Genomic DNA, 26945 nt, shown 5'->3' on the forward strand with positions numbered 1-26945 from the left:
TATCAATGTTAAGAAATACCTAAATATTTATGACATGTTTCCTTATCCTCTCGCAGTTCCTCCATGAAACCGTTATGCACAATGCGCCCATTATCCATAATGTAGAAGTAATCACCGATTTGACTAGCCATCATGAAATTTTGTTCAACAAGTAAAACAGTCGTTTTCTCCTTCATTTTCAAAATTGCTACCATTAATTTTTCTATCATAATTGGAGACAGCCCTTTACTCGGCTCATCAATAAGCAATAGTCCATCACTATTGATAAATGCTCTTGAAATCGCCAGCATTTGTTTTTGTCCCCCGCTTAAAAGTCCGCTTTTTTTATACCAAAATTGCTTTAAGTCTGGAAAAAGTTCAAGCATCCATTCTAGCTTCTCTTCCGCTTCTTCCCCGTTTTTCCCCTTAGCAAGTACGAATGTCTCTTCTACCGTTAAATCATGAAAAACCCCTTGATTTTCCGGCACATAGCCTATACCTTTTCTTGAAATTAAATGTGTAGATAGTCCATTTACTTTTGTACTATCATAATAAACTTCTCCATTTGCTATCCGGTGAAATCCCATAACTGAGCGCAATGTTGTTGTTTTTCCAGCTCCATTTCTTCCAAACAATACAGTAATCGTCCCTTTCTCAACCGAGAGGGATACTCCTTGTAAAATATGAAACTGATCTAAATACGTCTCAATATTATTCACTTGTAATAGTGCCACTGTATAATCCCCCTAAATAAGCACTTTGTACACGTTCATCTTTCATCATCTCTTCCGGTAATCCTTCAGCCAATAACTCACCATGAAATAAAACGATAAGATGATCTGATAAACCTAGCACCATATCCATTTTGTGTTCAATAAGTACAATTGTGCTCTCTGGATTCTTTTTAATATTTTCGATTACTTGTAATATAGCCGGAACTTCCTCAACTGAAATACCTGCCGTCGGCTCATCAAGTAGTAATACATCTGTCTTTAATGCTAACAACATAGCAAGCTCTAACTTTCTTTTTTCCCCGTGAGCTAAATCTTTTGCCAATACGTCCCCTTTCTCGTGAAGTAGTACTGTTTTTAAAAGACGTCTCGCCTCTCCAGTTTGCTGCTTTAACTTAGCTGAATTCGGAAAGAAACTATAATAATCTTGAACGAATGATTGAACACTTAAACGCACATTTTCAAGCACTGTTAGCTCTGGGAAAATATTCGTCAGTTGAAAAGAACGACCAATTCCTAAGCGTGTTCGATCTGAGATTGATAGCTTTGTAATATCCTGCCCTTTAAAATAAACTTCACCTTTCGTCGGAGAAATTTGCCCACTTAGTAGATTGAATAAAGTTGTCTTTCCGGCACCATTCGGTCCAATAATTGAAATGAGCTTTCCTTTTTGTACCGTTACATTAACATCCTTAATAACATGATGTTCACCAAAAGATACACAAAGATTTTTAGTCTCTAACAAATGTGTCACAAGATCCCTCCCTTAAAAGCGCTTGTGTTTAAATTTTTAAAAGAAACGAGTATAAAGAGGGAATTCCCTCTTTATACAAATAGTACTGAAAATTCAGTTTATTTATTTTGAACTGATGGTTCTGTTTCTTTCATCGTTAATTCTCTCTCTAGCACTGGTACAGGATAATCAACACCCTCTTGCTTTTTCAACGTTATAGAATACAGAGTTTGTAATGCTTGATGATCTTTCTCTCTAAATTTCATCTTGCCTTTCGGTGTATCAAATTCCATTCCTTCCATTTTCTTAATAAGTGTATCTACATCCGTATCGCCCTTCGTTTTCTTTAAAGCTTCGACGATAGAAATCGCCGCGGACATTCCTCCCGCTGTAAATAAATCTGGAACAGCACCATTAAAACGTTTTTTATGTTCTTCTACTAACCAATCATTCACTTTATTTTTAGGAAGTGTGTGATAATATACAGAAAATCCTTGCATTCCTACTAACGCATCCATCGTTTTTAATGCTGGTATATCAGGTGCACCAGTAGAAATTTTAATGCCTTGTGCTTCCACATTCATATCTTTCAACTGTTTCCATGGAGAATTCGCACCTGCCCAAACGATAAATAAATAATCTGGTTTTGAGCTTATAATATTTTGAATATTTGCAGTGAAGTCAGTTGAATTTGTATCAGCATATTGCTCGTTTACAATATTCGCACCTAATTTCTTCGCTCCAGCCTTGAATGCAGCAATCCCCTCACGACCGTAAGCATTATCTTGTGCTAGCGTTGCTATTTTCACATCTTTTTTAGCAATTGCCGCAGCACCAGCCACTGCATCTTGAGATGAATTTCTACCTGTTCTAAAAATATATTTATTCCAGTTCTTTCCGGTAATGCTATCAGCCACTGCCGGTTCTACAACCATAATTTTTTCATATTCTTGAGCTATCGGTAATACTGCTAATGTATCACTTGAACTAGAAGATCCGACTAAAAAATCAACTTTCTCTTCTTCTAATAATTTTGTAGCCTTCTTAACTGCTACATCAGCTTTCGTTTCTGTATCTTCTACAACAAACTTAATCTTCTTCCCTTCCACTTTCCCTGTTCCACCTGTTGCATAGTCTAACCCTAATTCAAATCCATTTACCGTTTGTTTTCCATACGATTCTAGCGGACCTGTTAATGAGGCAAGAACTCCTACCTTAATCGTTTTTTCATCTTCTGTACTTGTCTTCTTTCCTGAACAAGCTGCCGTTACTAATAATGATCCCAAAACACAACCAGTCACCAATGTTTTTAGCCACTTACGTTTTTTCATCGACATTGTGATCCTCCCCATACTTTACTTTCTGATAGAATCAAATACGCCAAAGTAACCCATCCGTAATTATGACTTTTTCTTTGAATACTATAAACAAGGTTGTTAGTATAAATGTATTTTCTCCGATTTCCATTCAATACCTTTACAATTTGATATAAATATTTTATTCCTATACATACAACATTTCCACACTATTAAACTTCTACCCTTTCTAACAAGTATTTTGAGTCTCCAGCATTAATTTGCTTTCTTAAAAAATTGAATTCTTTGGAGTAAACCATCTGCAATTATTATATTTCCTTGACTATCTACATCTATTCCTTGTGGTGAAAAGAACTGTCCTGACATACCGTTAAAACTTCCAAAAGACTCTAAAAAAATTCCATTCTCATTATAAATATTTACACGATTATTAGAAGTATCTGTGACATAAACCGTATTATTTATATCAATTTCAATTCCTATTGGCAAAAAGAGATCTCCTGGACCCTCTCTCCAATTTTCTAGCGGATCTAAGTTTCCTGCCCCATTATTTGTACCCCATTTAGTAAGAAATTTACCGTTGTTATCAAATTTTTGAATCCTATTATTAATCCGATCAACAACATAAACATTATCTTTTGAATCAATTGCTAATTGCATAGGTTGTGAAAACTCTCCCTCTCCACTTCCCTTTCTCCCCCATTCTTTCATATATACAAAGAATGGATTGAATTTTTGAATACGGTTATTTTCTGAATCAGCTATAAATATGTTTCCTTTACTATCAATTGCTATTCCAGATGGAAATTGAAAAAATCCTGGTAATACTCCAAATGAACCATATGAAGCAAGCACTGTCCCTGAATTAGTAAACTTTTGGATACGATGATTTACAGAATCAGATACATACACATTATTGTAACGATCCATTGCAATTTGTCTCGGAACAAAAAACTGTCCTGGAAGACTTCCGAATCCAAGTGGTCCACCAGCACCAAATAAACTTCCCCACTTCCCAACAATCTTCCCAGATACATCATATTTTAAAATTCGATGATTAAAGGAATCAGATACAAAAACATTCCCATTCGTGTCTCTTTCAACATCATAAGGCCCTGAGTACTGTGTATCTCCATTCCTTTCATTACCTATGATTTTCTTCATTATCGCTGTTAAACCTACCTCATTATATAAAAGTACACGATTATTTCCCGTATCCGTAATAAAGATATTCCCTTGACCATCTGGAAGAACTTGATTGGGATAAACAAATTGAAAAAAGTTACCTACTGTATATAAAAATTGATCTTTATTTGTAAATTTCATTATCCGATTATTATATGTATCTGCTACATATAACGATCCAGATATTGAATCGAAATTTATTCCTCTTGGATGATAGAATTGATATGGACCTAAACCTGCACTTCCATTTCCGATTACCCGCTGAAACTCCCCATTTTTATCAAACACTTGAATACGATTGTTATATGTGTCCGCAATATAAATCTCATCTTGTTTATTTATCGCGATTCCTTGCGGTAAAGCAAATTCTCCATTCGCCTTTCCATAACTCCCGATTGTTTGAATATACTCTCCATCTGGGCTATATTTTTGAATACGATGATTGTACTCATCCGTAATATAGTAATTGTTATTGCTATCTACTGCAATTTCCCTAGGAAAAGAGAACTGCGCATTTCCTTGACCTTTCGTGCCCCAACTTTTAATAAATTGAAACTGCTCATTAAATTTTTGAATACGATAATTTGCTGTATCCGCGACTAAAATATTACCTTCCTTATCAACAGCAATACCAAATGGCATATTAAACTGTCCCGTACCTTCGCCTAAAGTTCCTATAGCGTCAACAATTTCTCCATTCTTATCTATTTTCACAACCCTATTATTTCCCATATCAACAACATACAAGTATCCTTTTGCATCCCTTGCCATTGCTACAGGCGTCCTTAATAACTTAGAAGTATCTTGCTCACTCCCCCATGATTTCACATATTTTACAGCCGAGGCACTTCCTACAGAAGTAAACATCCCAAGACTCACAGTAACAATGAAAAAGCAACATATAATTTTTTTGATAAAATCCATCCTTACTACCACCTGATCACAGTAGCTGCCCAAGTATACCCAGTACCTGCACTAACAGCTACTGCAATATCTCCAGGCTGTAATTTCCCTTGTTCATTTGCAAAGTGAAGACCGATACACGGGTCAAGCGCTGACATATGCCCATAATGATCTAAATATACAACTTGTTCTTCTACTAAGCCCAGCCCCTGTAACAATTCTATTAACATAGAGCGTTTTGTATGCAGTGGTAACAATACTTTAATATCTTTGGGAGTTAATCCACTTTTTCTTAATGCCTCCCGAATAACCTTTTCAAAGTTAGGAGTTGAAATCGGGTCTAAACGTTCTTTCATACTAATAGGATCTATTACATCGATATAATGTTGTCGATTCTCAACCGTATCATAACTAGCAAGTTGTTTCGATCCACCTGCCGGGATACGAACATCTTCGTGAAATGAGCCATCCGTTATAATAGCACTTCCTAATATTTCACCATTTATAGCTCCTTTTTTTACTAAAGCTGCACTTCCACCATCAGCGAAATTAAACATAAAACGTGAGCGCGGGTTATCATAATCTACAATTTGAGATTCTTTACATCCACCTACTAACAAAATATTTTCAATTGATTTATCGGAATTGAGCATATCTTTTGCGACTTTGAGGACAATTGGAAAACAAGAACTAACATTCATAATTTCAAAAGCATAGGCATTTTTCAATCCAAGTTCATGCTGAATTTTTGGGGCACTAGACCATACGTGGTAATCTTTATGTGGGCTGCCAAAATAAATGACTACATCAATAGATAGAGGATCGATTTCCAATAAAATTGGCTTTGCGGCAGCAATTGCTAAATCTGATGCATGCATCGTTTCGTCTGCGACATGTTTTTCATATAATCCAAACTTTTCTATAATAATTTTTTCAGGAATACCTGTTTTTGCAGATAAATCTGCCGCTGTCTCTACACCTTTTGGGAAGAAAACACCAGTCGCTTCAATCCCAATATTCATTAGACCACTCCCCCTTCTTTCGGCACCATCATAGTAGCTACACCTGTTAATACTAATTCTCCATTTTGATTATGACACTCAGTAACTAATTTTAATATTCTCTTCTCTTTAAAAAACTCTTGGACAGTTGCAGTAGCTGTAATTGTATCCCCTATAAAAACCGGTGCTGTAAATTTAATAGTTTGTTCCATATAAACAGATCCTTTTCCTGGTAAATGAACCCCTAATAATTGAGATAATAAACTAGAAGTTAGTAAACCATGAGCTATTCTTTGATTAAATCTAGTTTTTTTCGCATACTCATGATCAATATGGATTGGATTAAAATCCCCACTCAAGCCTGCAAATAGAACAAAATCTGTTTCCGTTATTGTTTTACTACATGTTGCCTGTTGGCCAGGGCTATATATGGTCATGCCTTCACCTACTTTTCAATTGATTAACTAACTGTACTTTTTGAATTTTACCAGTCGCATTTTTAGGTAATTCCTCTAGAAATACAATCTCTTTTGGAATTTTATATTTTGCTAGAAATAAACGACAATGATCGATTACTTCTTTTTCAGTTAATACACTTCTACTCTTTTTCACAACAAAGGCGATTGGAACCTCTCCCCACTTTAAATGTTGCGTACCAATGACCGCTACCTCACATACTTCCGAAAGCTTATTAATGACTTGTTCTACTTCAAGTGGATAAATATTTTCACCACCTGAAATTATCATTTCTTTTTTTCTACCGACAATGTATACAAAACCATCTTCATCAACTTTAGCTAAATCACCCGTATATAACCAACCATCTTGGATAGTTGCCTCTGTTGCATCTGGTCGATTCCAATATTCCCTCATTACATTCGGCCCTCTAATAATTAACTCTCCAACTTCACCAACTTCAACTTTATTTTTATTTTCATCGATAAGTACATAATCACAAAACAGAACAGGTTTTCCAATTGAGCCTACTTTACGTCTTGCATCTTCTTCTGAAAGCATAAATACGGTTGGTGATGTTTCCGTCATACCAAAACCTTGACCAAATAAAAATCCTCTATCTATAAACTCTTGTATCAACTCTTCTGGACACGGAGCACCACCGTTATAAAACCAGCGAACTGATTGTAAATTCGTAGTTTCAAAATTTGAGCAATTAATTAATGATTGATGAATTGTAGGTACTCCCATCACAACAGTCACTTTATGTTTTTCTATCATGGAAAGAGCTGTAGTTGGCTCGAATTTTCTTGGAATAATGATCATTCCACCTGCAAACAAAGTCGGAAATGCAAATAAACCCATCCCCCCAATATGAAATAAAGGCAATAATACAATACAACGATCGTGAATAGTTAGATCAATCGCTAGCGTATTATTAAGCGCATTCCAAAACATATTTTTTTGTGTAAGTACAGCCCCTTTCGGTGTTCCTGTTGTTCCCGATGTATAACATATAACAAAGGATGCGCTTTCATTTATATCCTCAAAATATTGCGTTTTTCTATCTTCTATTTCTTTTAAACTATTAATCGAAATAACTCTTTGTACATATGATACCTTCTCCATTGAAAGTGCCATGTTTTGAAATGTTTCCTCTACAAATAAAACTGTAGTTCCACTATCTTTCAACTGGAATATAAGTTCATTTTCTGTTAATCGTATATTAAGTGGTACAGCAATACATTCTGCCTTCGCTATAGCAAATAAAAGGACAATATATTCCAAACTGTTTTGTGATAAAATAGCTATCCTCTCTCCTTTTTGCATATTTAAATCGCAAATTAAATATGCTGCTACTTTACTCACATACTCATGTAATTGTTTATAAGTTATTTCCTCTGCTTCCGTAATAATGGCAATGCGATCTGGATGTAAATACGCTCTTTTTTCAATCCAATAAGCAATGCCTTGCATATTTCTCTCCCCCTATCTTTTCTTCAACCCTTCGAATATTAATGCCATCGCTGATTCAAAAGCATTTTCAGGAACATCTTGCCCTTCCCAATGTCCCCATCGCATACCTAGAAACTGTCCAATTGACATAAGACAATATGCGGTTGTTTCCGTATCAAGCCTTTTAAACTCCTCCGCTTCCATACCTGCCGATAAACTTTTGATAAATCCAGTTGCCAATTTTGCATAGTACCATTTATATATTTCGTTATCAACGACAACTGCTTGTTGTACTATATTATATAAATTCGGTCGTGTTTTTACCCATCGAAAAAATGCTTGAAAACCTCTTCTTTGTGCCTCCTCATTACTAGATCCCCCTTTCATTTCTTCTTTAATAATTAAGCGTAATTCACGGTTAAACTTGCGAATTAATTCATCAAATATATCTTTTTTAGTTGGAAAATAATTATAAAATGTTCCGTGTGCCACATTTGCTTCTTGCGTAATATTCACAATAGAAGCCTCATAATATCCTTTACTACCAAATACTTTTTCTGCAGCACACAATAACTTTTCTCTCGTTTCAAGTCCTTTTGTTGTTAAGTTTTTTACATCCACTATTATTTTTTCTGACACCTGAATCACCTCTTAGATTTGATTATAAATTTATTTCTGAATTTTACAACTATTTTAATTAGGCAAAATCCGACAAGTACTTTTCCGTACACTAAAAAAGACTAACCTAAAATAGGTTAGTCTTTTACTTTCAGTTAGCGTTAAATTCGACCTTCTCTAACCCTTCAACCAATTGTTTCTTATCTAGCCCTTCCCCTATTATCACCAAGTTTGTCGGGAAACCGAAATCCTGTTCTAATAAAGTTGGTACCCCAAATGAATATTGTAATAAGTGTGGGTACTTATCCCCATGGAATTTCACGAAACCTTTCACACGATAAATGCCATCAGGTAAATTTGAAAGCCATTCATATAATTTATCTTGATCGATTGATTTCGTAAATTGATATGTCATCGTTTGTATATGCAAATGCTGTTGTACATGTAATGTTTCATGCTCTTCATTACTTCCAAATTCAGCTTCTTCTATATCATTCAAAGATATATTGCAATACTTTGTTTCATACAATTTCGCATGATTATTGATTGCTTTTACGTCTTCAAATACTTTGTTCTTATCTTCCTCTGTTAATAAATCTGATTTATTAATGAGAATATGGCTTCCATATTTCAATTGCTCATGTAATAGCTGTTGTACATTTGCACTTAATACACTTCGATTTAACCATCTCACTGCATCTAATACGACTACTATAGATTTCACTTCAAGGAAAGGTGCTAGAATTGGTGATACACATGCATCTAACACTTCAATTGGATGTGCGACACCTGTTGTTTCTATATAAATTACATCCGGTCTTTCTTGTTGATATAAAGAATGTAATTGTATTTCAAGCTCTTCTTTTAACGTACAACAAATACATCCTTTTAGAAGTTCTCTTAACACATTCTCTTTTCCAATAATATCTGTATCTACCGAGTATTCACCTATTTCATTCATTAAAACAGCAACTTTTCGATTTTTCTTCTTTTCTGCTAATAATAAGTTTTGCAGTAACGTTGATTTTCCGCTTCCTAAAAAACCACCTAATATATGAATTTCTACTTTACTCATATGACCGACCATCCATTTCTCTACTTCAAATCTCTTCAAAGCGTAATTATTACGATTTATATTTATCATTTTATTAAAAGAATAACTATTTGTAAACAAAACTGCCCGATTATCGTTTCATTTTTCATTCACTTCATGAGCAACTCTAATTCCAGACTCGATTGCTCCTTGCATCCACCCGTGTGTTAACGTCGTATGTTCTCCTGCAAAGTGCACCCTTCCAGCTGCTGGTGTAATATACGGAAACAATTCAAGCTCTTGCCCTGGTTCAAAAGCTGTAAATGCTCCGCAAGAATACGGGTTTTGACTCCAACTAAAAGAAGCACCTGTAACAAACTCACTATAAACCACGTTACCATATATTTGCGCTAAATTTTTTAATGCATAACGAATACGTTCTCTATTCGAGAGACTATCCCATGTTAGCGCCTCATCTGCCCACGTATAACTTGCTAAAACGATAGCTGCCCCTGGTGTATGAATGCCATAACTCGGATAATATGTAAAGCGTATAGGTAAATCTGTAATTGATTTCCCGCCACACTGCCCCGCTCTTTCCCAAAATCTACTTTTGAACTCTATCGCAATTTTAGTCGCTGCAATATAATTCAATTCACGGATTGCCCGTCTTTTAAAATAAGAGAATAAATGATACGGCTGGACTTCTACAAAGCGCAAAGCTGAAAATGGAATTGTGACAATGGCTATATCACCCGTTATTATAAATCGCTCTAACGTTTGTTCACGGTTTACTTGCATCATCACTTTATTATCTTCTTGAATTATTTTTTCTACTTTATATGACATGAAAATATTATTCTTTAGCTGTTGTAAAAATGAATTTGGTAATGCATCCATCCCTCCCGTTATCTCGTAATATTTTGTCGTTGAAGTAAAAAAAATCATTTCCCGCAATACTTCAATTAAAGACATTCCCATATATGCTTCCATATCAAGAAGTACACCGATCATATCTATTGCTCCATCAGAATAATACTCGGTTAAAAAAGAACCGAGTGAATATGTTTTATACTTTTTTTCAACAATAATCCAGTTTTTATTAGGATCTTTCTTAATATAATTAAGTATCGGTTCTAATACCTCTAACATTAATCCTTCTGCCGTTTTCCCTCTTTCTTTTTCTAAAACTGGATATCCGAGTAAACTTGGATCATTTTCAAACATATTCAATCTCGTTCTAATATTATTCGTATAGATTATATCTGAAGAAGTTTTATTAATAAAAAGATTTAACTTTAGTTTAAATTTACGAATGTAAGCTAAAGTTAAATCATGAGTCTCCGGAATACGCATAGGGCCTGCGTTAAAATATAATCCTGCGCTAAATGGCTTACGAATTGTATACACCCTGCCGCCTATTCTGTTATTTGCTTCTATAATCGTTACCTCGTGCCCAGCTTCTTTTAATAAAGATGCTGCAACTAATCCAGATATCCCCGCACCAGCAATTGTAATCCTTTTGGGGTTAGTTGTTTTGGCAAGCCCCTCATGGATAATTTGAAGCATTTTTTCCATCGATAATGGATTCCCCATGCCAATTCCCCTTTTATGAAGGATTTTACTGAATTATATTCGTTTAGCAGGGTTCCTATGTTTCGGTCAAGTAATTGGGCAGATATATTTTCAATCACTTGAATATCTTTCATAAAATGTAATAAAATAGATATGAAACTATAGAAGTAAGACGTATTATCTTACATAATAAAATTAACGAAATAGCGAGGAATTTTGAAATGAAAAAAGGTATTAACCGTGTTGTATTAGTAGGAACAGGAGCAGTAGGATGTAGCTATGCTTACTGTATGATTAACCAAGCTGTCGCTGAAGAATTTGTTTTAGTTGATGTAAATGAAGCAAAAGCAGAAGGAGAAGCAATGGACTTAAGCCATGCCGTACCTTTCGCACCAGCTCCAACAAAAGTTTGGAAAGGTAGTTATGAAGATTGTAAAGACGCAGATCTTGTTGTAATAACAGCTGGATTACCACAAAAGCCAGGTGAAACACGCTTAGATTTAGTCGAGAAAAACGCTAAAATCTTCAAACAAATTGTTCGTAGCATTATGGACAGCGGATTTGATGGTATCTTCTTAATCGCAACTAACCCTGTAGATATTTTAACTTACGTAACTTGGAAAGAATCTGGTTTACCGAAAGAACGAGTAATCGGTTCTGGTACAACACTTGATTCTGCTCGTTTCCGCTATATGTTAGGTGAGTACTTCGATATTGGACCTCATAACATTCACGCTTATATTATTGGAGAGCACGGTGATACAGAACTTCCAGTTTGGAGTCACGTATCAGTTGGTATTCAAAAACTAGAAACACTTCTTGAAAAAGACAACACATATAACCAAAAAGATTTAGATGAAATCTTTATAAACGTTCGTGACGCAGCTTACCACATTATTGAACGAAAAGGTGCTACATACTACGGCATTGGTATGTCACTGCTGCGTGTTACGAAAGCAATCTTGAACAATGAAAACAGCGTATTAACTGTATCAGCATATCTTGAAGGTCAATACGGCCAACAAGACGTTTATATCGGCGTACCTGCTGTCTTAAACCGCGGCGGTGTTCGTGAAATTTTAGAAGTTGAATTAAGTGAAGAAGAAGAATTAAAATTCGATCATTCTGTTCAAGTATTAAAAGAAACACTGGCTCCTGTACTTTAATCAAATATTTAGTAAAAAAAGCAATCCAACTTATATTGGATTGCTTTTTATTTCCTCTCAATATAAACGTTAATATTCTCCATGGCAGAAAGGAGTGATTTCATGGATGATTCTTGGCCGATTGGAACCCTCTTACTAGCTGTAACATCCTTAATATTCTTAAGAACACTATTTCCAAAGAAAAAATAACTGATGTTTTCACCAAGAGAAAACATCAGTTACATTTTCTATCATTTATTATCTTTAATCGGTTCATCATTATTTACGTCAAGTACATCTAATAAAAAGATAAAGATTGGAATCCCGATAATAAGCCCCCATATTCCGAGGAAATGCTCTGAAAAGATAAGAATCATAAATGTATAAAAAACAGGCAAATTCGTTTTTGCAGACATAAATTTTGGATTTAAAAAATAACTTTCAAGAGCATGGATTACTGTAATGAATACTAGTATGTATACAACATACATAACCCCACCGACGTTATAGGCAATTATACAAAGTGGAAACAAGGAAATAATAACACCAGCAACTGGAATCAAGCCGAGTAGAAAGACCATGACAGCTAATACAAGAAGCTGCGGAAATCCTAAAATGACAAGTGCGATTACAGTGAGAACACAATTTACAACCGCAATTAAAAACTGTGCTTCAATCACCTTTCCAAACGATCTTGCAAATCTTTCGCCGAAATATGCAATCTCCTCATAAAAAATCTTTAATTTACTATCTTTAAATTTGGACGTGAATGAAATAATTCGCTCTTTTTCTAATAAGAAAAATAAGCTTAAAATAAGAGACAATAATATTTGTAAACTTACCTTTCCTATGTTTGCTATTGATTGATAAATGACATCCACACCTTGTTCAATATATTTTGATACTTCCATTTCATTAATTGCTGAAAGTACGTATCTAATCATCTCATTATCAGGTGGATGTTGAAAAAATAATTTAAATTGATAAATTAATTGTGAAATTTGTATCGTTAGTACCGGTAAATACTTATACAATGTTGTGACAATAAAGGTCACTAATATTATATATAAACAAGCAATAACTACCTTCCTATTCACTTTCAATTTCTTTGAAATAAAGCGTTGAAACCGATCCATTAAAAATGTCAGTATAAACGTAATTAAGATTAAATTGATCATACTTTTTAATCCGTATAATACAAGTGCTAATATTATTAAAACGAGCAACCGTTGAAACCCTCTACTTCGAAAGAAATTTTTCACTTCATTCATTAAGATTTAACCTCCCCCTTCAATGGATGGAAATTGGATATATTACAAAATATGCTTATCCGTTGTAATACTATTACATTTTATGAACTTCTATAGACAATCTTTCTTACTAATTAGAAAGAATCCTTTTTTTCTTTTGGAAAATAATTTTTATATACGTAATATCCTCCGGCACATGCCAATAGGACAATCCCTCCTGCGATAGACAACGTTACCTTTACCCATTTTTTCATGTTGCTTCCCCCACTCTACAAGTTGCTCACTAGTAAATTTTCAGATTGAAAAAAGAGAGTTATCTTCTTAACTCTCTCTAGACAAAATGCTAAACGATACAATTAATTATTTCAATCAAATCATTGCTTTTTTTCCATTCGCTTCGCTAACAATTCCTTCACTTGGTTATAGGTTAACCCTGAATTTTTATTTAAACGTTTTACTTCCTCAACATCAGTACCTACCACTGTATATTTTTTATCATCACTCATATTTTCACTTCCTTTTTCACCGGATTATTTCTTATATTTCTTCCCTAAATGCACATAAATTAACACCAATACAAAAAAGGAAGCTGTTTCTATCCCCAGCTTCCTTCTCATTATATATTGTATTTCTTAATAAAATTTCACTACATCTTCAGTAGGTAAAAATGTTCTTTCTCCTGGCTGTTCATTTGGTTCACCAAATGGCATTTGTCCGACTAAGCTCCACTCTGCTGGAATGTTCCAAGTTTCTTTCACTTCAGCATCTACGATTGGATTGTAATGTTGTAATGATGCTCCGATTCCTTCAGCCGATAATAACATCCATACAGTATGTTGTAACATTGCATTTCCTTGATGAGACCAGAATGGGAACTGATTTTTATATAATGGTGCATTTTCTTGCATTTTTTCTACTGTCGCTTGATCTTCAAAGAATAGTACTGTTCCTACACCTGCATGGAAGCCTTTTAGTCTTTCTACAGTTGCATCAAAGCTTTCTGCTGGTACGCGAGCTCTTAGTGTTTCTTTTACGATATCCCAAAACTTTTCATGCTCTCCATCCATTAATACGACCATACGGCCACTTTGCATATTGAAAGAAGTTGGTGCGTGTAAAGCTGTTTTTAAAACTTCTTCAATTTTTTCTTTTGTTATTGTAGCGCTTTTTGTTACTTTACGAATTGAACGGCGGTTTACGATTGCTTCTTTTAAATTTGTTGTAGTTGCTGACATTTTAATTCCTCCAAATGTATGTTTCATAATTTATTTAAACAAATTAATTTGATTCCTCCATGACAAACGAATTAGCAATAGCCATCCGTATTACATTGCATTCCTTCAAATGAATTTGTTTTATCCTTCTCGATTTCTTTATCAATTACTCTTTGTAACGTTTCTTTACTAGCAAGCCCTTGAATGACTTCATCTCCAATCATTACAGTTGGGACAGCCATAATATTCGCTTCATCATATGCATGTTGAATTGCTTCTTGATGTTTTTCTTTATATTTACGAGTTACTAAAGCATCTTTAAATTCAGCTTCAGGAAGCCCTACTTCTACCGCTAATTTCGTTAAAACATCAATATCCTCAATGTTTTGTTCTTCTTGGAAAAACGCTGTGAATACACGGTGATGATACTCATTTCCAAGTCCACGTTCTTTCGCAAATTGACATCCTTCGAAAGCTAAATGTGTATATGGATGCGGTGAAACACGTGGTAATCGCATTTCAATTCCTAATTTCTTTGCAGTAGGAAGTATGAAAGCATCCCATGAACCTAATTTATCTGGCTCATTCCAAGGATCTATTTTAGAATATGGACTTGGGCGCAATTCAAATGGCATCCATTCAATTTCTACATCTTTCTCTTTCGCTACTTCATCTAATGGACCTTTTGCTAAAAAGCAAAACGGGCATATAAAGTCTGAGTATACTTTCATTTTTACAGTCATATCTTTTACCCCTTATCTTTCTTTTAATGTTGTAATCATAAAGGTTACACCAAAACTAAAAAAATATTCGTTTCTATTTGTATTTATTTAAGCATTCATTTTTTCTTGCAACGATTCAAACAACTGCCCCATCGTAATATTTCTCAAAACTTCTTCCATCGCGGATTGTGCTTGAATTAAAATAACTTCTAACACAGCTTGAATATTTGCTCCAATTGGACAATCTGGATTTGGTTGCTCGTGCATATGAAATAGTTTGTCTTCTTCTACTACATTCACTGCGTGATATACATCTAACAATGTGATTTCATGTAAATCCTTTAATAATCCCGCACCACCTGGTCCACGATTTACGTAAACAAATCCAGCTTGTTTCAAGTAAGACATTATTTTGCGAATTACTACCGGATTTGTATTTACACTTTCGGCCATATAGTCCGACGTACAAACTGAAGATGGATTGTTTTTCAAAATAGATAAAATGTGAACAGCTATAGAAAAGCGGCTACTAATTTTCATCGTTATCACCACCTCGATGTAATCATTATAGTTACAACTAAGGGATAAGTCAATCCTTTTTATAGATTTTTTTAAGCAAATAAAAAAAGTGCCTCATTACGATATATGAGACACCTTATCTTATTCTGCAAATAACTCTTGAAATTCTTCAATAAATAACTGAACAGCAAGTGAAGCTTCCTTTAATGAAGGAACAGCTAAAGCAATCTCTCTCCACACTTGCGGCTCCAATTCTCGCGTTTGCACGTTCTTTGGTAAATTCGTTAAAGATAATTCAGCTAATATTGCAATTCCTAATCCTTCTTGAATCATATTTAAAGATGTTGTTACAGTCGAAACCGCATATTCAACTCGAAGTGGCACGTTTGCTTGTTTGAACATATCAATAATCGGCGGTTCATATCCACCTTTAAATAGTATAATCGGTTCGTTCTCTAAATCACTTATCGTAATAGAACTTTTCTTACAAAGGGGATGATCGTCCCTTAAAACTACAACCATCTTCCCTTTCGTTACTGGGACTATTTCCATATCTTTATTCGGTAAAATGACAATTCCAATATCGATAACTCGTGATAATAACCAATCTTCAACTTCTTTTAGCGCTCCCTCACAAAGAACTAATTGTAAATTGGGATACTTTTCACGAAAGATATTAATCATTTTCGGTAAGAAATACGCCGAGGCACTTGGAAAACTTCCTATACGAATCGTTCCAACTTCATGCCCTTTCTCCATCGCCACTTCTTGTTCAATCTTCTCAACACCATTCAAGATTTCTCTAATATGTACAAGAATTCTGTTTCCAACATCCGTAACGATTAACCCTTTTCGTTTATCACGTATAAGTATAGTAACTCCTAACTCTGACTCAATACTTGAAATCGCATGACTTACAGCTGGTTGCGTCATATTTAACACCCCGGCGGCCTTCGTAAAACTCCCTAATTCAACCGTTTTAATTAAAACTTGAAGTTGTGTAATGGTCATAACTAATCACTTATACTCCTTATAAAAAAGATTCATTTTATTTATCATAGTCGATATCATATCATAGTGAAATGAATAACAACAAGGAGGTCTCACAGTGACACAGCTTTCTCGAACTAAGACGGCCATAATCCTTACCTTTCTCGTTTTTATGTGGGGAATTAATTGGCCGTTATCTAAATTTGCTCTGCATTACACACCACCCGTACTCTTTGCAGGGATTAGAACATTAATAGGGGGATTTATCCTACTTATTTTCGCATTACCGAAATACAAACAATTAAATTTAAAGGAAACTTGGCATTTATACTTTATTTCATCTTTACTCAATATTATTTTATTTTACGGACTACAAACTGTCGGACTTCAGTATATGCCCGCCGGACTCTTCTCCGCAATCGTATTTCTCCAACCTGTCTTACTCGGCATTTTCTCATGGATTTGGCTTGAAGAATCAATGTATGGTTTGAAAGTTTTCGGACTTATTCTCGGATTTATTGGTGTAGGGGTTATTAGCTCTAGTAGTTTAACTGGACATATTTCTATTATTGGTGTGCTACTTGCTTTAGGATGCGCTATCGGCTGGGCACTCGGCACAGTATTTATTAAAAAAACTGGACACCGCGTTAATGCCATTTGGATGGTAACACTTCAACTTATTATTGGTGGATTTTGCTTAATCGGATTCGGTTCAGAATTTGAAAGTTGGTCTAACATCGCTTGGAGTATACCTTTTGTAAGTGTACTACTCTTTATTTCATTCTTCGTTATTGCAATGGGGTGGCTTGCTTACTTCACACTTGTTGGAGCTGGTGAAGCGAGTAAAGTTGGAGCTTATACATTCCTTATCCCTCTTATCGCTATTATTGTAAGTTCAATTTTCTTACATGAGGCCATTACAATTAGCCTATTTATTGGACTATTATTTATTGTGGTGAGTATTTGTTTTGTAAATATAAAGCCGAAAACACTTGCTGTAGGGCAGCAAGTTGAAGTGAAATAAATAGTTATAAGAAAGAGCCTACTGCTTATAGGCTCTTTCTTATAACTTACTTTTTACGACGTACTACAAAAATACACGTACCCACCGATGATGCAATCGCTAAAATAGATAAGACAATTGCTATTGTTTGCATATTACTTTTACCTTCATTCTTTTCCACACTAGACACTTCTCCATGTTCTCCCGTGAGTGATGTACCTTTTGTAATCGTCGTAAGTGAATGTGGCTTCTCTGCTTTCTCATCGCCTGTCCATTCAACAATTTCTCCGTCTTTGTATTGTTGATATGCATCCCAAGCTATTTTTTGCTCTTTATCTGGATTTTTAGCAACGAAAGTAAATCGCTGGAACTGACCAGGTAAAATTCCCTCTCCTGTTGCTTCCCATACTACAGTTTTAACTTTTCCAGCTGTATCTTTTTGTTCTTCTACTTTCCATCCTGGCACTGGCTCATACTGTTGAAACTCAACTCCAGACGGTATTTTCAGTGTGACTCTTGTTGTCGCCATATTTTTTTCAACCGGCACTTTTATTGTGTAAGTCTCCCAAGAGCTAACGTTAGAAGTTGCTGGTTTCACAGTCACATGAGCACTAACAGGTAACGAAAAAATCCCCATTGCAATTATAGTTGCTATCATTGTTGTTCCTAATTTTTTTATACGTTTCATTTTCTTATAACTCCTTTTTGACTATCTATAAGTAAGAAGTCCCTAGCGGCCACCTACAATAAATTTAAAATCTAAATCGAAGCTATCAAGAGATTTTGTTAATCCATGAACATGTATATTCCAGTTTCCTGTCATATTAATATACATCCCTTCCGCTTCATATTCTCCCGGTGAAACTGCCGAAACTTTAAATGAACCTTTGCCCATATTCATATCTAATGATTGAGTCGTCAATACGATTTGTTCCATATCGGTAACAGGCTGTCCATTCTCATCCTTTACATTAATATGGAATGTATTCTGTCCTACCTTATTAGGACTTACATGTAAAGTAAATTCATATCCATTATCTACTTGTTTACTCTCTGTAAAAGATCCAGTAGGGGGCATCGGCGGTGTTTGTACGTTTGTCATAAAGGCTACGATTATGAAAACGATAATCCCAACAATAAACTCTACTTTCACTGAAGCTCCTAACCTTTTTTGAGCTCTCATTCTCCCTTTCACATAATGAAAAATCCCCAATATCCCCATGCAAACGAATAAAAGTATCTTAGTTAATAAGGCTAATCCATACTTCGTATCAAATAGCGAATGGATCGTTGGAATAAAAAATGTACTATTAAAAAGACCTGTTATTAATATCACAATGACAGCACCTGTTGCCCATGGTGAAAAACGCTTAATCGCATCCCAATACATAGTCCACTTGGCATCCTCTTTACGCAAAAGAAGAATAATCGATGATAGACCACCAATCCATAATGAAGCTGCAAATAAATGTAGAAAATCCATAGCGATAGCAATTTCTTTAAACTTTAAACCATATGCGTGACTATTTAAGGCCTTCATTATAAGTAAACTAATGAACAATACAAGTGGAATGCTCCATACTTTAAAAGACGAGAGCTTTTCACGTTTCATCGCAAAATATGTAACAATCATGAGCGTACTAATAAGAGCAATTTGAGTGATCCATACATAACCAAAAACAGATAGCTGTAATGTTTCTTTTAATAATAAAGGATCGAATGCTTCTAGCCATGAAACATCAGCGTTCATTTTCGCTTGCAATGGTAAATTGAATAGTAAACTAATGAATATACCAAATAATGATATCCATATTATTTTCTTACTCCTTGATTGAATTTCAATTCCCTTCCCTTTATAAATAATAAGATTAAAGAATAGAACTCCTAAAAATAGTGAGAAACTTGTATATAAAATTCCGCGTTCCACAATCATATCGATTTGGGGAACATAGCCCATCTCTTCTACTTGTATATCATCTGTTCCCGCTTCTGCTGACCCAATACGGAATGGAATAACTCCTTGAATTGGATGTCCATCAGCTGAAATAGCTTTCCACTGAACAGAATAGAGACCATTTTTGAGATTCTCTTTTAGCCCAGCTTCTAATAATTTTTTATTACTTTTATCTATATGAGCATCTTTTAAATCTACTCTTTTACCTGAGGAGTCTCTTACAAATAATGTATTAAATCGTGAAACTTGTATATCCTCATCGAATTCAATTTTCACAACAGGTGGTGCTTTCTTTAACGTTTCATTTTCCGTAGGGTTTGATTTCACAACATACGCATGAGCAGATGCGCTTTTTGGTATCAATATGATAAACACACACGCAATTAATAGCCATGCCCCTAACCTTCTTATTGCTTTCACACTCATTTCACTTCTTTCTTTTTCGTCACTACACTTTCATTACTTTTTACTTTCCAAGTTTTATTTTCCGATAAAATATTAACCTGATTAAATATAAGGTTCTATACTGTATTACTCTCTATTTATTTCTCACCTCTATACTTTTAATATAATAGTAGCTACTTTCATAGATATTACTTACGTTTTTAAAGCTGATTATTATTATAGCATAAAGTATATTTATATAAGTTTCCGAAGAAGAAAAGTTATCGTGAATCATTTGTGAAGAAAGTGTGAAATACATAAATAAAAAGGCGTTACGTTATTACGTAACACCTTTCTCAAAAATATACTTCTTTTATTTCCCTTCCGGATAATCACAATACTCAATAATCGTTCCCTCTGTATCCGCTGGGTTAAGGTAAATTAATCTTCTACCATGTTTATTAATTCGAAGTGTATGTTCTAACGTTCGAATACCTTGTTCTTTTAACTCTTCTAAAGCTACATCTAAATCATCGACACGATAGGCAACGTGATGAACACCTTTACCTTTTTGCTTTATAAATCGCGCTATTGGAGAAGTTGTATTATTCGTCGGCGCAAGTAATTCAATTCTATCACCATCTACTTCAAGAATGGCTACTTCACTTTCAACACCGGGTGCTTCACTTACGTATCGATCTATTAAAGTTCCTAACAAAACTTTTTCATAAAAGCGTATCGTACTATCTATATCACGAACTGCGATTCCGATATGATCAATTGTTTTTTTCATTCTATTTCCCCTACTACTTTATTTTTTCTATCCTTATCAATATTAACAAAAAAAGTTATAGAAACAAATTCTATAACTTTTTAAATTTAGCCTATTTTCTTATTCGCTCTAGCTGCTGGTTGAACTTGATTTTTCACTTTTAAAACGCTAATACCATACCCGATAAATCCACCGATAATCGCTGGGAAGATCCAGCCTAAACCTACTTCCTGCATCGGAAGGAATTTAGTGAACACTCGGCTTACCACTTCAATGTTAGCTCCAGCTGCACTTAATCCATCAAATAAGCTGATGATAAACGTTACGATTAAACTCACTTGATAAACTTCAGCTCTTCCTTTGAATAACGAGTGGAAGAATGTTAAGAAAATCAACACGATTGCTAGTGGGTAAATCGCTGTTAATACAGGAACCGAAACTGAGATTAATTGCGTTAATCCAACATTCGCCACAATGGCACTAAACACACATAGCGTAATTGCAATTACTTTGTAAGGAACTTGCGGGAATAACTTATGGAAAAATGAAGAACATGCTGATACAAGTCCAACGCTAGTTGTTAAACAAGCAACTGTAATCATTAATCCTAATAATATTCCACCATATGATCCGAAATAGTAGTTCGAAACTTTCGCTAATACTTCTCCGCCATTTTCTAAATGTCCAAGCTTCGCAACACTTGAAGCTCCCATATAAGAAAGTGCTGTATAAATAATTGCTAAGATAGATGCTGCAATGATTGTTGCTTTTGCACAAACAACCATAATTTGTGTTTTCGTTTTCGCGCCTTTTTCTTTAATTGCATTAATGATGATGATCCCGAATACGAACGATGCAAGCGTGTCCATTGTTAAGTATCCTTCTTGGAATCCTTTAAAAAATGCATGTGATGTATACCCTTCAACTGGTGCTTGCATATCTCCAATCGGATGAATAAAAGCAACGATTACTAAAATACCGATGAATGTTAATTTAATTGGCGTTAATATTTTTCCAACAATATCGACAATTTTCGCAGGATTTAGCGAAAAAAAACAAGTGATGCTAAAGAATATAATTGTAAAAAGAATTAAAGGTGTAGAACCTAATCCCTCTGGCATAAAAGGCTTAAGACCAATTTCATAAGAAACGTTCCCTGTTCTTGGTATTGCAAATAATGGACCGATCGCTAAGTATAAAACTGTTGTAAACACAATCCCGAATACCGGATGAGCGCGACTTGCTAATGACTGTAAATCGTCTTTACCTGAAATTCCAAATGCTAATACACCAAGTAATGGCAATCCTACTCCTGTTACTAAAAATCCAGCGTTTGCAATCCATACATTCTCACCCGCTGATTGACCAAGCATAGCTGGGAAAATTAAATTCCCTGCTCCAAAAAATAGTGCAAATAACATTAATCCGATAACTACTATGAACGAAAACGGTACTTTATTCGTCATAATAAAACCCCCATTCAAAATTCCTTATCTCATTTCCAATTTTAACTAATTGAATTTTCTGAATATTTAATTTAAGTATCAACTATTCTTGAACTCATTATAGTTTGATATATAATATTTTGCAATACTATTTTCAAACTTTTCTTTTATTTTATAAATATACATTTTTTAACATAGAAACTAGACTAAAAAACCAACATGGTCATCCATGTTGGTTTTTCTCTTTTGCTATCCTAAATTAAAATTTTGCAGCTACTTTTTTAACGTTTTCTAAACCTTCTTCAACAATTTGTTGTGAGCGATCTGGATATTGATTGTGTCCTTCAATTACAACTGTCTCTGGATTTGTAATTCCCCAGAATCCAAGCACAGTTGTTACATAATTAACCGCCATTTCCATAGGAGCCATTTGTTCTGAAGAGTAATCTGAACCACGAGCACCTAATACAACTACTTTCTTATCACCAGCTAAACCTTCTGGACCATTTGCTGTATATTTAAATGTTTTTCCAGCTTGAGAAAGATATGAAATATAAGTAACTAAAGGCGCTGGCACTGTGAAGTTCCATAATGGGAACGCAAATACAACTTTATCAGCTTCTAAAAACTGATTTAAATATTGATCTACTGTAGCAACGGCCTTCTCTTCTTCAGCTGTTAACTCCATTCCTTGACTACGTTTATATCCACCTGAAATAGCGATATTTCCGTAATAAGGAAGATCTAATGCAAATAAATCTAACTCCGTAATTTCTGTATTTGGATTTGCTTCCTTATAAGTACTTACAAATGTTTCATACATTTTTGAACTAATTGCTTGCTCCGCTGGACGATCGTTCGCTTTAACAAATAATACTTTTGACATAGTTTTATTCTCCTCTACTTTTTTATTTTCTTCTTTTTTACCAAATAATGAGCTTAATAATCCCATTCTCTCCACCTAAACTTTCTTTTCATATTCATTATTCATCAGCATTAAAAATCTTATTCCAAGAAAAAGTTTCATCATAACTCGCTGAAACTATCTCATGTAAATACATTGTCTAAATCCGAATTTCAACTTTTTGTTATTTAATTACCTTATGTAAGTGAGTATATTACGACTACTTACTTTAGTCAAGTAACTTTTTAAAAATAAATAAATCTCGAATTAAAGGTAATGAAAAGGTTTTTCATCCGCCAAAATGATAAATCCGAAAACACATAAGTGAAATACCTTGTATAATACAACTAGAGAGGGAAATTCATCTATAGAGAGGATTAATTAATGAGTACTTTAGAAAAGATTCAAACCTTTATCATTCTTGCAGCTGTTATATTCGGGGTTATATTAGGACAATTTAATATGGTACATATGTATTCGGAAAAATTTATTGTCCCCTGCTTATTTTTAATGCTTTACGGATTATTCCTCAGCATTCCATTAAAGGATATAAAAAATGGATTCCGCAACTTAAAATTTGCTGGAACAAGCCTTGGTATTAACTTTATATGGACACCTATTCTTGCTTGGGGATTAGGCGCGTTATTTCTTTCAGATCATCCAGCACTTTGGGTTGGCTTTATTATGTTAATGGTTACTCCATGTACAGATTGGTATTTAATTTTCACAGAGATCGCGAAAGGTAACGTCGCATTATCTACATCAATTCTACCGGTAAATTTAATTTTACAAGTATTATTGCTACCTGTTTATTTACTTTTATTTGCAGGTGTAATGAAAACTGTAGAGATTTCTGTTTTAGTAGAAAGCATCGTTATCGTACTTGTTTTACCATTTGTCTTAGCACATAGTACAAAATGGATAATGAGTAAACTAAAAAAGAAAAATGTATTAGAAGAAAAGTTAATTCCCTTTTTCAGTTCTGCTCAAATCGTATTTTTAAGTTTGGCAATACTAGCGATGTTTGCCTCACAAGGTAAGTACTTATTACAAAATATGAATGTTGTTTTATTGTTACTTATACCAGTGTTACTGTTCTTCATGATTAACTTTATACTAGGACAATTTGTAGGGCGCATTATGCATTTATCCTATGAAGACACAGTAAGCCTAAGCTTAACAACATTAGCGAGAAACTCACCTGTTGCACTTGCTATAGCTGTAACAGCTTTTCCTAACGAACCTCTTATTGCACTTGCATTAGTTATCGGACCTTTAATTGAATTGCCTGTGCTAGCGAGTGTTTCGCAGGTGTTGTTACTTATTAAGAAAAAACAACGAGTGGTAGAAAGTTAACAATAGAAAGAGCCTGCTTTATTAACAGCAGGCTCTTTCTATTAATTCTCAAACACAAAATTAATCTTATTATCTTTCCACTCTAACTTCGCATCAAACGTTTTCTCGCCTTTTTTAAAGCCTTTAATTAAATCGGTCTTCTCACCTTTTAATAGCTTTGTCATGTTTTTTTGCGAAATTGTTTTACTTAATATCTTCTTCGAGATGGTAAAGTCACATTGTGTTGTATTGTAGTTTGAACAACCGTAAAATGTGGACTTGTCAATAACATCGCCATCACATTTTTTACAGTTCCCAACCTTTTTACCTGTTGTAAATTTCGATCCTTTTCGTTCAATCGATTCAACATGTAATCCAGTGAAGTCCCACTTCTCCGACATTTCTACCGCGTCTTCAATAATTTTAGCTGATAGCTTTTTCGTCTGTTCCATGAAAGTAGCTGGTGAAGCTGTACCTTCTCCAATTTCCGCAAGGCGCTGCTCCCATTTCGCAGTCATTTCTGGTGAAGCTAGTATTTTATCACCGATTGCTGTAATTAATACTTTCCCTTTATCTGTTGCGTACACTTGGTTTTTCTGCACATCTATATATTTACGATCCTTCAGCATCGTAATAATACCTGCACGAGTTGCCTCTGTACCTAGACCTTCTGTTTTCTTCAATACTTTCTCAAGCTCTTCATTATCTAAATACTTACCGGCCGTTTTCATTAACGTAATAAGTTGTCCTTCTGTATAACGCTTCGGTGGCTGTGTTTTTCCTTCTTTCACTTTCACCTTTACAACTTTTCCTTGTTCGCCTTCAGCGACAATTGGAAGAATCGTTTCGTCATCTTTATCATCTTGGAAAATAACTTTACGCCAACCTTCTTGAATTTGCTGTTTTCCTTTCGAAATGAACTCAGCACGTTCGTCTACAAGAGTTGTAATCGTTGTGTAGTCAAAGATTGCTACTTCATAATGCGCCGCAATAAGTCTTCTTACGATCATATCGTAAATTTTCTTTTCATCACCTGATAGTTTGCTTGGATTTGTCACTTGCTCTGTCGGTATAATTGCGTAGTGATCTGTAACTTTCTTTTCATTCACATAGCGCTTGTTGTTCATAATTGATTCAATTGGTGCTGGCAATAAACCTTTATATTCATCAAACTGACTTAACTTCTGTAAAATATCAGGGAACGTCGCTGCCTCTCCTTGTGTAACATAGTTAGAATCCGAACGCGGATAAGAGACTATCCCTTTTTGATATAGTGCTTGCGTTATATCTAGCGTCTTTTTCGGTGAAAATTTAAAGGCTTTATTCGCTGTCGCTTGCAGTGCTGATAAATTAAATAAAAACGGCGGCTGAAATTCTTTACGCTCCGTTTTCATCTCTTTTACTACAGCTGGTTTACCTTGGCAAAATGCCGCAATTTTATTTGCCATATCAGGGTCTTTTAGACGAGATTCATTATCTTTCTCCCATTTCCCCTCATACTTCTTTCCTTCTATATTAAAGGTTGCGAACACTTCCCAAAATGGTTCTGACTTAAAGTTCTCGATTTCTTTTTCACGCTTTACGATTAACGCCAATGTTGGAGTTTGTACACGACCAGCGGAAAACACATCATTCATTCCCTTTTTCTTTAGCAAAATACTAAAGACACGCGATGCATTCATACCAACGACCCAGTCGGCGCAAGATCTTGTATATGCTTCGTAATACGTATTAATCGTATCTGATTCATCAAGTAAGTTTTTAAACCCTTGATAAATAGCTTGTTTCGTTAAAGATGAAATCCAAAGACGTTTCATCGGCTTTTGCACGTTGCAAAGATTAATAATGTTTCGTACGATTAGTTCCCCTTCACGCCCGGCATCGCCTGCGTGTATAATTTCTGTTACCCCTGGATTATGTAACAGCTGTTTCACTACATTAAATTGCTTATACTTTGACTTTGTTACTTCAAATTGAAAACGCTCTGGAATCATCGGTAATGTATCGAGCGACCATTTTTTCCACTCAGCGTGATAATATTCTGGATTACATAACTGCGTCAAATGACCAATTGCCCATGTACAGTACGCTCCATTTGGAAATAACTCATTTGCTTCTACTTCTAAATATCCATCTTTCCTGCGATATTTAAACTGTGAAACAAGAGCCAAACCTTGATCTGGTTTCTCGGCAATAATTAATTTCATTTTATAACTCCCTATCTGTATTCCAGTGTTACTTTCATTGTCTATATGTTTAGAAGCGATGATAATACAACAATCTTATTTATCATTCGCGGTTTGCCTCATAAATGTGAGACCTA

The 26945-nt window shown here is 34.7% G+C and carries 25 protein-coding genes; 3 read left to right on the plus strand and 22 right to left on the minus strand.

The window, feature by feature from the left end; all coding sequences use genetic code 11:
• Positions 1-8: 8 nt before the first annotated feature.
• From U860_RS0120730 to U860_RS0120775, 10 genes are all read right to left on the minus strand, one after another.
• Positions 9-713 carry an ABC transporter ATP-binding protein gene (locus U860_RS0120730; protein ID WP_025150018.1) on the minus strand — a complete coding sequence of 235 codons (705 nt, stop codon included), beginning with the start codon at positions 711-713 and terminating at the stop codon, positions 9-11.
• A complete protein-coding gene (locus U860_RS0120735) occupies positions 691-1464 on the minus strand; it encodes an ABC transporter ATP-binding protein (RefSeq protein ID WP_025150019.1) in 774 nt (257 codons plus the stop codon). The genes U860_RS0120730 and U860_RS0120735 overlap by 23 nt, the downstream gene beginning before the upstream one ends.
• Positions 1465-1562: 98 nt before the next feature.
• Positions 1563-2780: a substrate-binding domain-containing protein gene (locus U860_RS0120740; RefSeq protein ID WP_025150020.1), complete on the minus strand. Its 1218-nt coding sequence runs from the start codon at positions 2778-2780 to the stop codon at positions 1563-1565.
• Between the two features lie 234 nt (positions 2781-3014).
• Complete coding sequence (locus U860_RS0120745; protein ID WP_025150021.1) at positions 3015-4811, minus strand: 6-bladed beta-propeller; 1797 nt, start codon at positions 4809-4811, stop codon at positions 3015-3017.
• Positions 4812-4873: 62 nt separating this feature from the next.
• Positions 4874-5869, minus strand: a complete 996-nt coding sequence (locus tag U860_RS0120750) for a 3-oxoacyl-ACP synthase (RefSeq protein WP_025150022.1) — start codon at positions 5867-5869, stop codon at positions 4874-4876.
• Positions 5869-6285 (minus strand): MaoC family dehydratase, encoded by a 417-nt coding sequence (locus U860_RS0120755; RefSeq protein ID WP_025150023.1) that lies wholly within the window; start codon positions 6283-6285, stop codon positions 5869-5871. The genes U860_RS0120750 and U860_RS0120755 overlap by 1 nt, the downstream gene beginning before the upstream one ends.
• A gap of 4 nt (positions 6286-6289) precedes the next feature.
• Positions 6290-7780 (minus strand): o-succinylbenzoate--CoA ligase, encoded by a 1491-nt coding sequence (locus U860_RS0120760; RefSeq protein WP_025150024.1) that lies wholly within the window; start codon positions 7778-7780, stop codon positions 6290-6292.
• A 12-nt stretch (positions 7781-7792) separates the two neighbouring features.
• Positions 7793-8398, minus strand: coding sequence for a TetR/AcrR family transcriptional regulator (locus U860_RS0120765; RefSeq protein ID WP_025150025.1), 606 nt, complete (start codon positions 8396-8398; stop codon positions 7793-7795).
• Positions 8399-8528: 130 nt separating this feature from the next.
• Positions 8529-9452, minus strand: a complete 924-nt coding sequence (locus tag U860_RS0120770; RefSeq protein WP_033795464.1) for a GTP-binding protein — start codon at positions 9450-9452, stop codon at positions 8529-8531.
• Positions 9453-9569: 117 nt separating this feature from the next.
• Positions 9570-11006 carry a flavin monoamine oxidase family protein gene (locus U860_RS0120775; protein WP_025150027.1) on the minus strand — a complete coding sequence of 479 codons (1437 nt, stop codon included), beginning with the start codon at positions 11004-11006 and terminating at the stop codon, positions 9570-9572.
• Between the two features lie 200 nt (positions 11007-11206).
• Here U860_RS0120775 and U860_RS0120780 point away from each other — a divergent pair, with 200 nt between their 5' ends.
• Positions 11207-12151: an L-lactate dehydrogenase gene (locus U860_RS0120780; RefSeq protein ID WP_002171426.1), complete on the plus strand. Its 945-nt coding sequence runs from the start codon at positions 11207-11209 to the stop codon at positions 12149-12151.
• A 230-nt stretch (positions 12152-12381) separates the two neighbouring features.
• Here the strand turns inward: U860_RS0120780 and U860_RS0120790 are convergent, their stop codons facing one another.
• From U860_RS0120790 to U860_RS0120820, 6 genes are all read right to left on the minus strand, one after another.
• Positions 12382-13401, minus strand: coding sequence for an AI-2E family transporter (locus tag U860_RS0120790; RefSeq protein ID WP_025150028.1), 1020 nt, complete (start codon positions 13399-13401; stop codon positions 12382-12384).
• Between the two features lie 353 nt (positions 13402-13754).
• On the minus strand, positions 13755-13886 hold the full coding sequence (locus tag U860_RS36905; protein WP_001278569.1) for a hypothetical protein: 132 nt from the start codon (positions 13884-13886) through the stop codon (positions 13755-13757).
• Between the two features lie 126 nt (positions 13887-14012).
• On the minus strand, positions 14013-14615 hold the full coding sequence (locus U860_RS0120805) for a nitroreductase family protein (protein WP_025150029.1): 603 nt from the start codon (positions 14613-14615) through the stop codon (positions 14013-14015).
• 71 nt (positions 14616-14686) lie between these two features.
• The gene (locus U860_RS0120810) at positions 14687-15337 is read right to left on the minus strand and encodes a DsbA family oxidoreductase (RefSeq protein WP_025150030.1); all 651 of its coding nucleotides are present in this window, start codon (positions 15335-15337) and stop codon (positions 14687-14689) included.
• 87 nt (positions 15338-15424) lie between these two features.
• Positions 15425-15856: an Rrf2 family transcriptional regulator gene (locus U860_RS0120815; protein WP_029953047.1), complete on the minus strand. Its 432-nt coding sequence runs from the start codon at positions 15854-15856 to the stop codon at positions 15425-15427.
• Between the two features lie 120 nt (positions 15857-15976).
• Positions 15977-16846, minus strand: coding sequence for a LysR family transcriptional regulator (locus U860_RS0120820; protein WP_002171420.1), 870 nt, complete (start codon positions 16844-16846; stop codon positions 15977-15979).
• 97 nt (positions 16847-16943) lie between these two features.
• Here U860_RS0120820 and U860_RS0120825 point away from each other — a divergent pair, with 97 nt between their 5' ends.
• Entirely contained in the window at positions 16944-17849 is a 906-nt protein-coding gene (locus U860_RS0120825) for a DMT family transporter (protein ID WP_025150032.1), read from the plus strand.
• A gap of 46 nt (positions 17850-17895) precedes the next feature.
• Here U860_RS0120825 and U860_RS0120830 read toward each other — a convergent pair whose 3' ends face one another.
• From U860_RS0120830 to U860_RS0120850, 5 genes are all read right to left on the minus strand, one after another.
• Positions 17896-18516: a DUF1775 domain-containing protein gene (locus U860_RS0120830; RefSeq protein ID WP_025150033.1), complete on the minus strand. Its 621-nt coding sequence runs from the start codon at positions 18514-18516 to the stop codon at positions 17896-17898.
• Positions 18517-18558: 42 nt separating this feature from the next.
• Positions 18559-20208, minus strand: a complete 1650-nt coding sequence (locus U860_RS0120835; protein WP_025150034.1) for a copper resistance CopC/CopD family protein — start codon at positions 20206-20208, stop codon at positions 18559-18561.
• 331 nt (positions 20209-20539) lie between these two features.
• Positions 20540-20959, minus strand: coding sequence for a VOC family protein (locus U860_RS0120840; protein WP_002171415.1), 420 nt, complete (start codon positions 20957-20959; stop codon positions 20540-20542).
• A gap of 86 nt (positions 20960-21045) precedes the next feature.
• Positions 21046-22404: a branched-chain amino acid transport system II carrier protein gene (brnQ, locus tag U860_RS0120845; protein WP_025150035.1), complete on the minus strand. Its 1359-nt coding sequence runs from the start codon at positions 22402-22404 to the stop codon at positions 21046-21048.
• A 238-nt stretch (positions 22405-22642) separates the two neighbouring features.
• A complete protein-coding gene (locus U860_RS0120850; RefSeq protein ID WP_025150036.1) occupies positions 22643-23335 on the minus strand; it encodes an FMN-dependent NADH-azoreductase in 693 nt (230 codons plus the stop codon).
• A gap of 336 nt (positions 23336-23671) precedes the next feature.
• Between U860_RS0120850 and U860_RS0120855 the strand changes: the two genes are divergently transcribed.
• On the plus strand, positions 23672-24643 hold the full coding sequence (locus U860_RS0120855; RefSeq protein ID WP_025150037.1) for a bile acid:sodium symporter: 972 nt from the start codon (positions 23672-23674) through the stop codon (positions 24641-24643).
• A gap of 41 nt (positions 24644-24684) precedes the next feature.
• On the opposite strand, the gene topB is transcribed toward U860_RS0120855, so the two are convergent.
• Complete coding sequence (gene topB / locus U860_RS0120860; RefSeq protein WP_025150038.1) at positions 24685-26829, minus strand: DNA topoisomerase III; 2145 nt, start codon at positions 26827-26829, stop codon at positions 24685-24687.
• Positions 26830-26945: the final 116 nt, after the last annotated feature.

The organism is Bacillus sp. H1a (assembly GCF_000633475.1).
Lineage (GTDB): Bacteria > Bacillota > Bacilli > Bacillales > Bacillaceae_G > Bacillus_A > Bacillus_A paramycoides.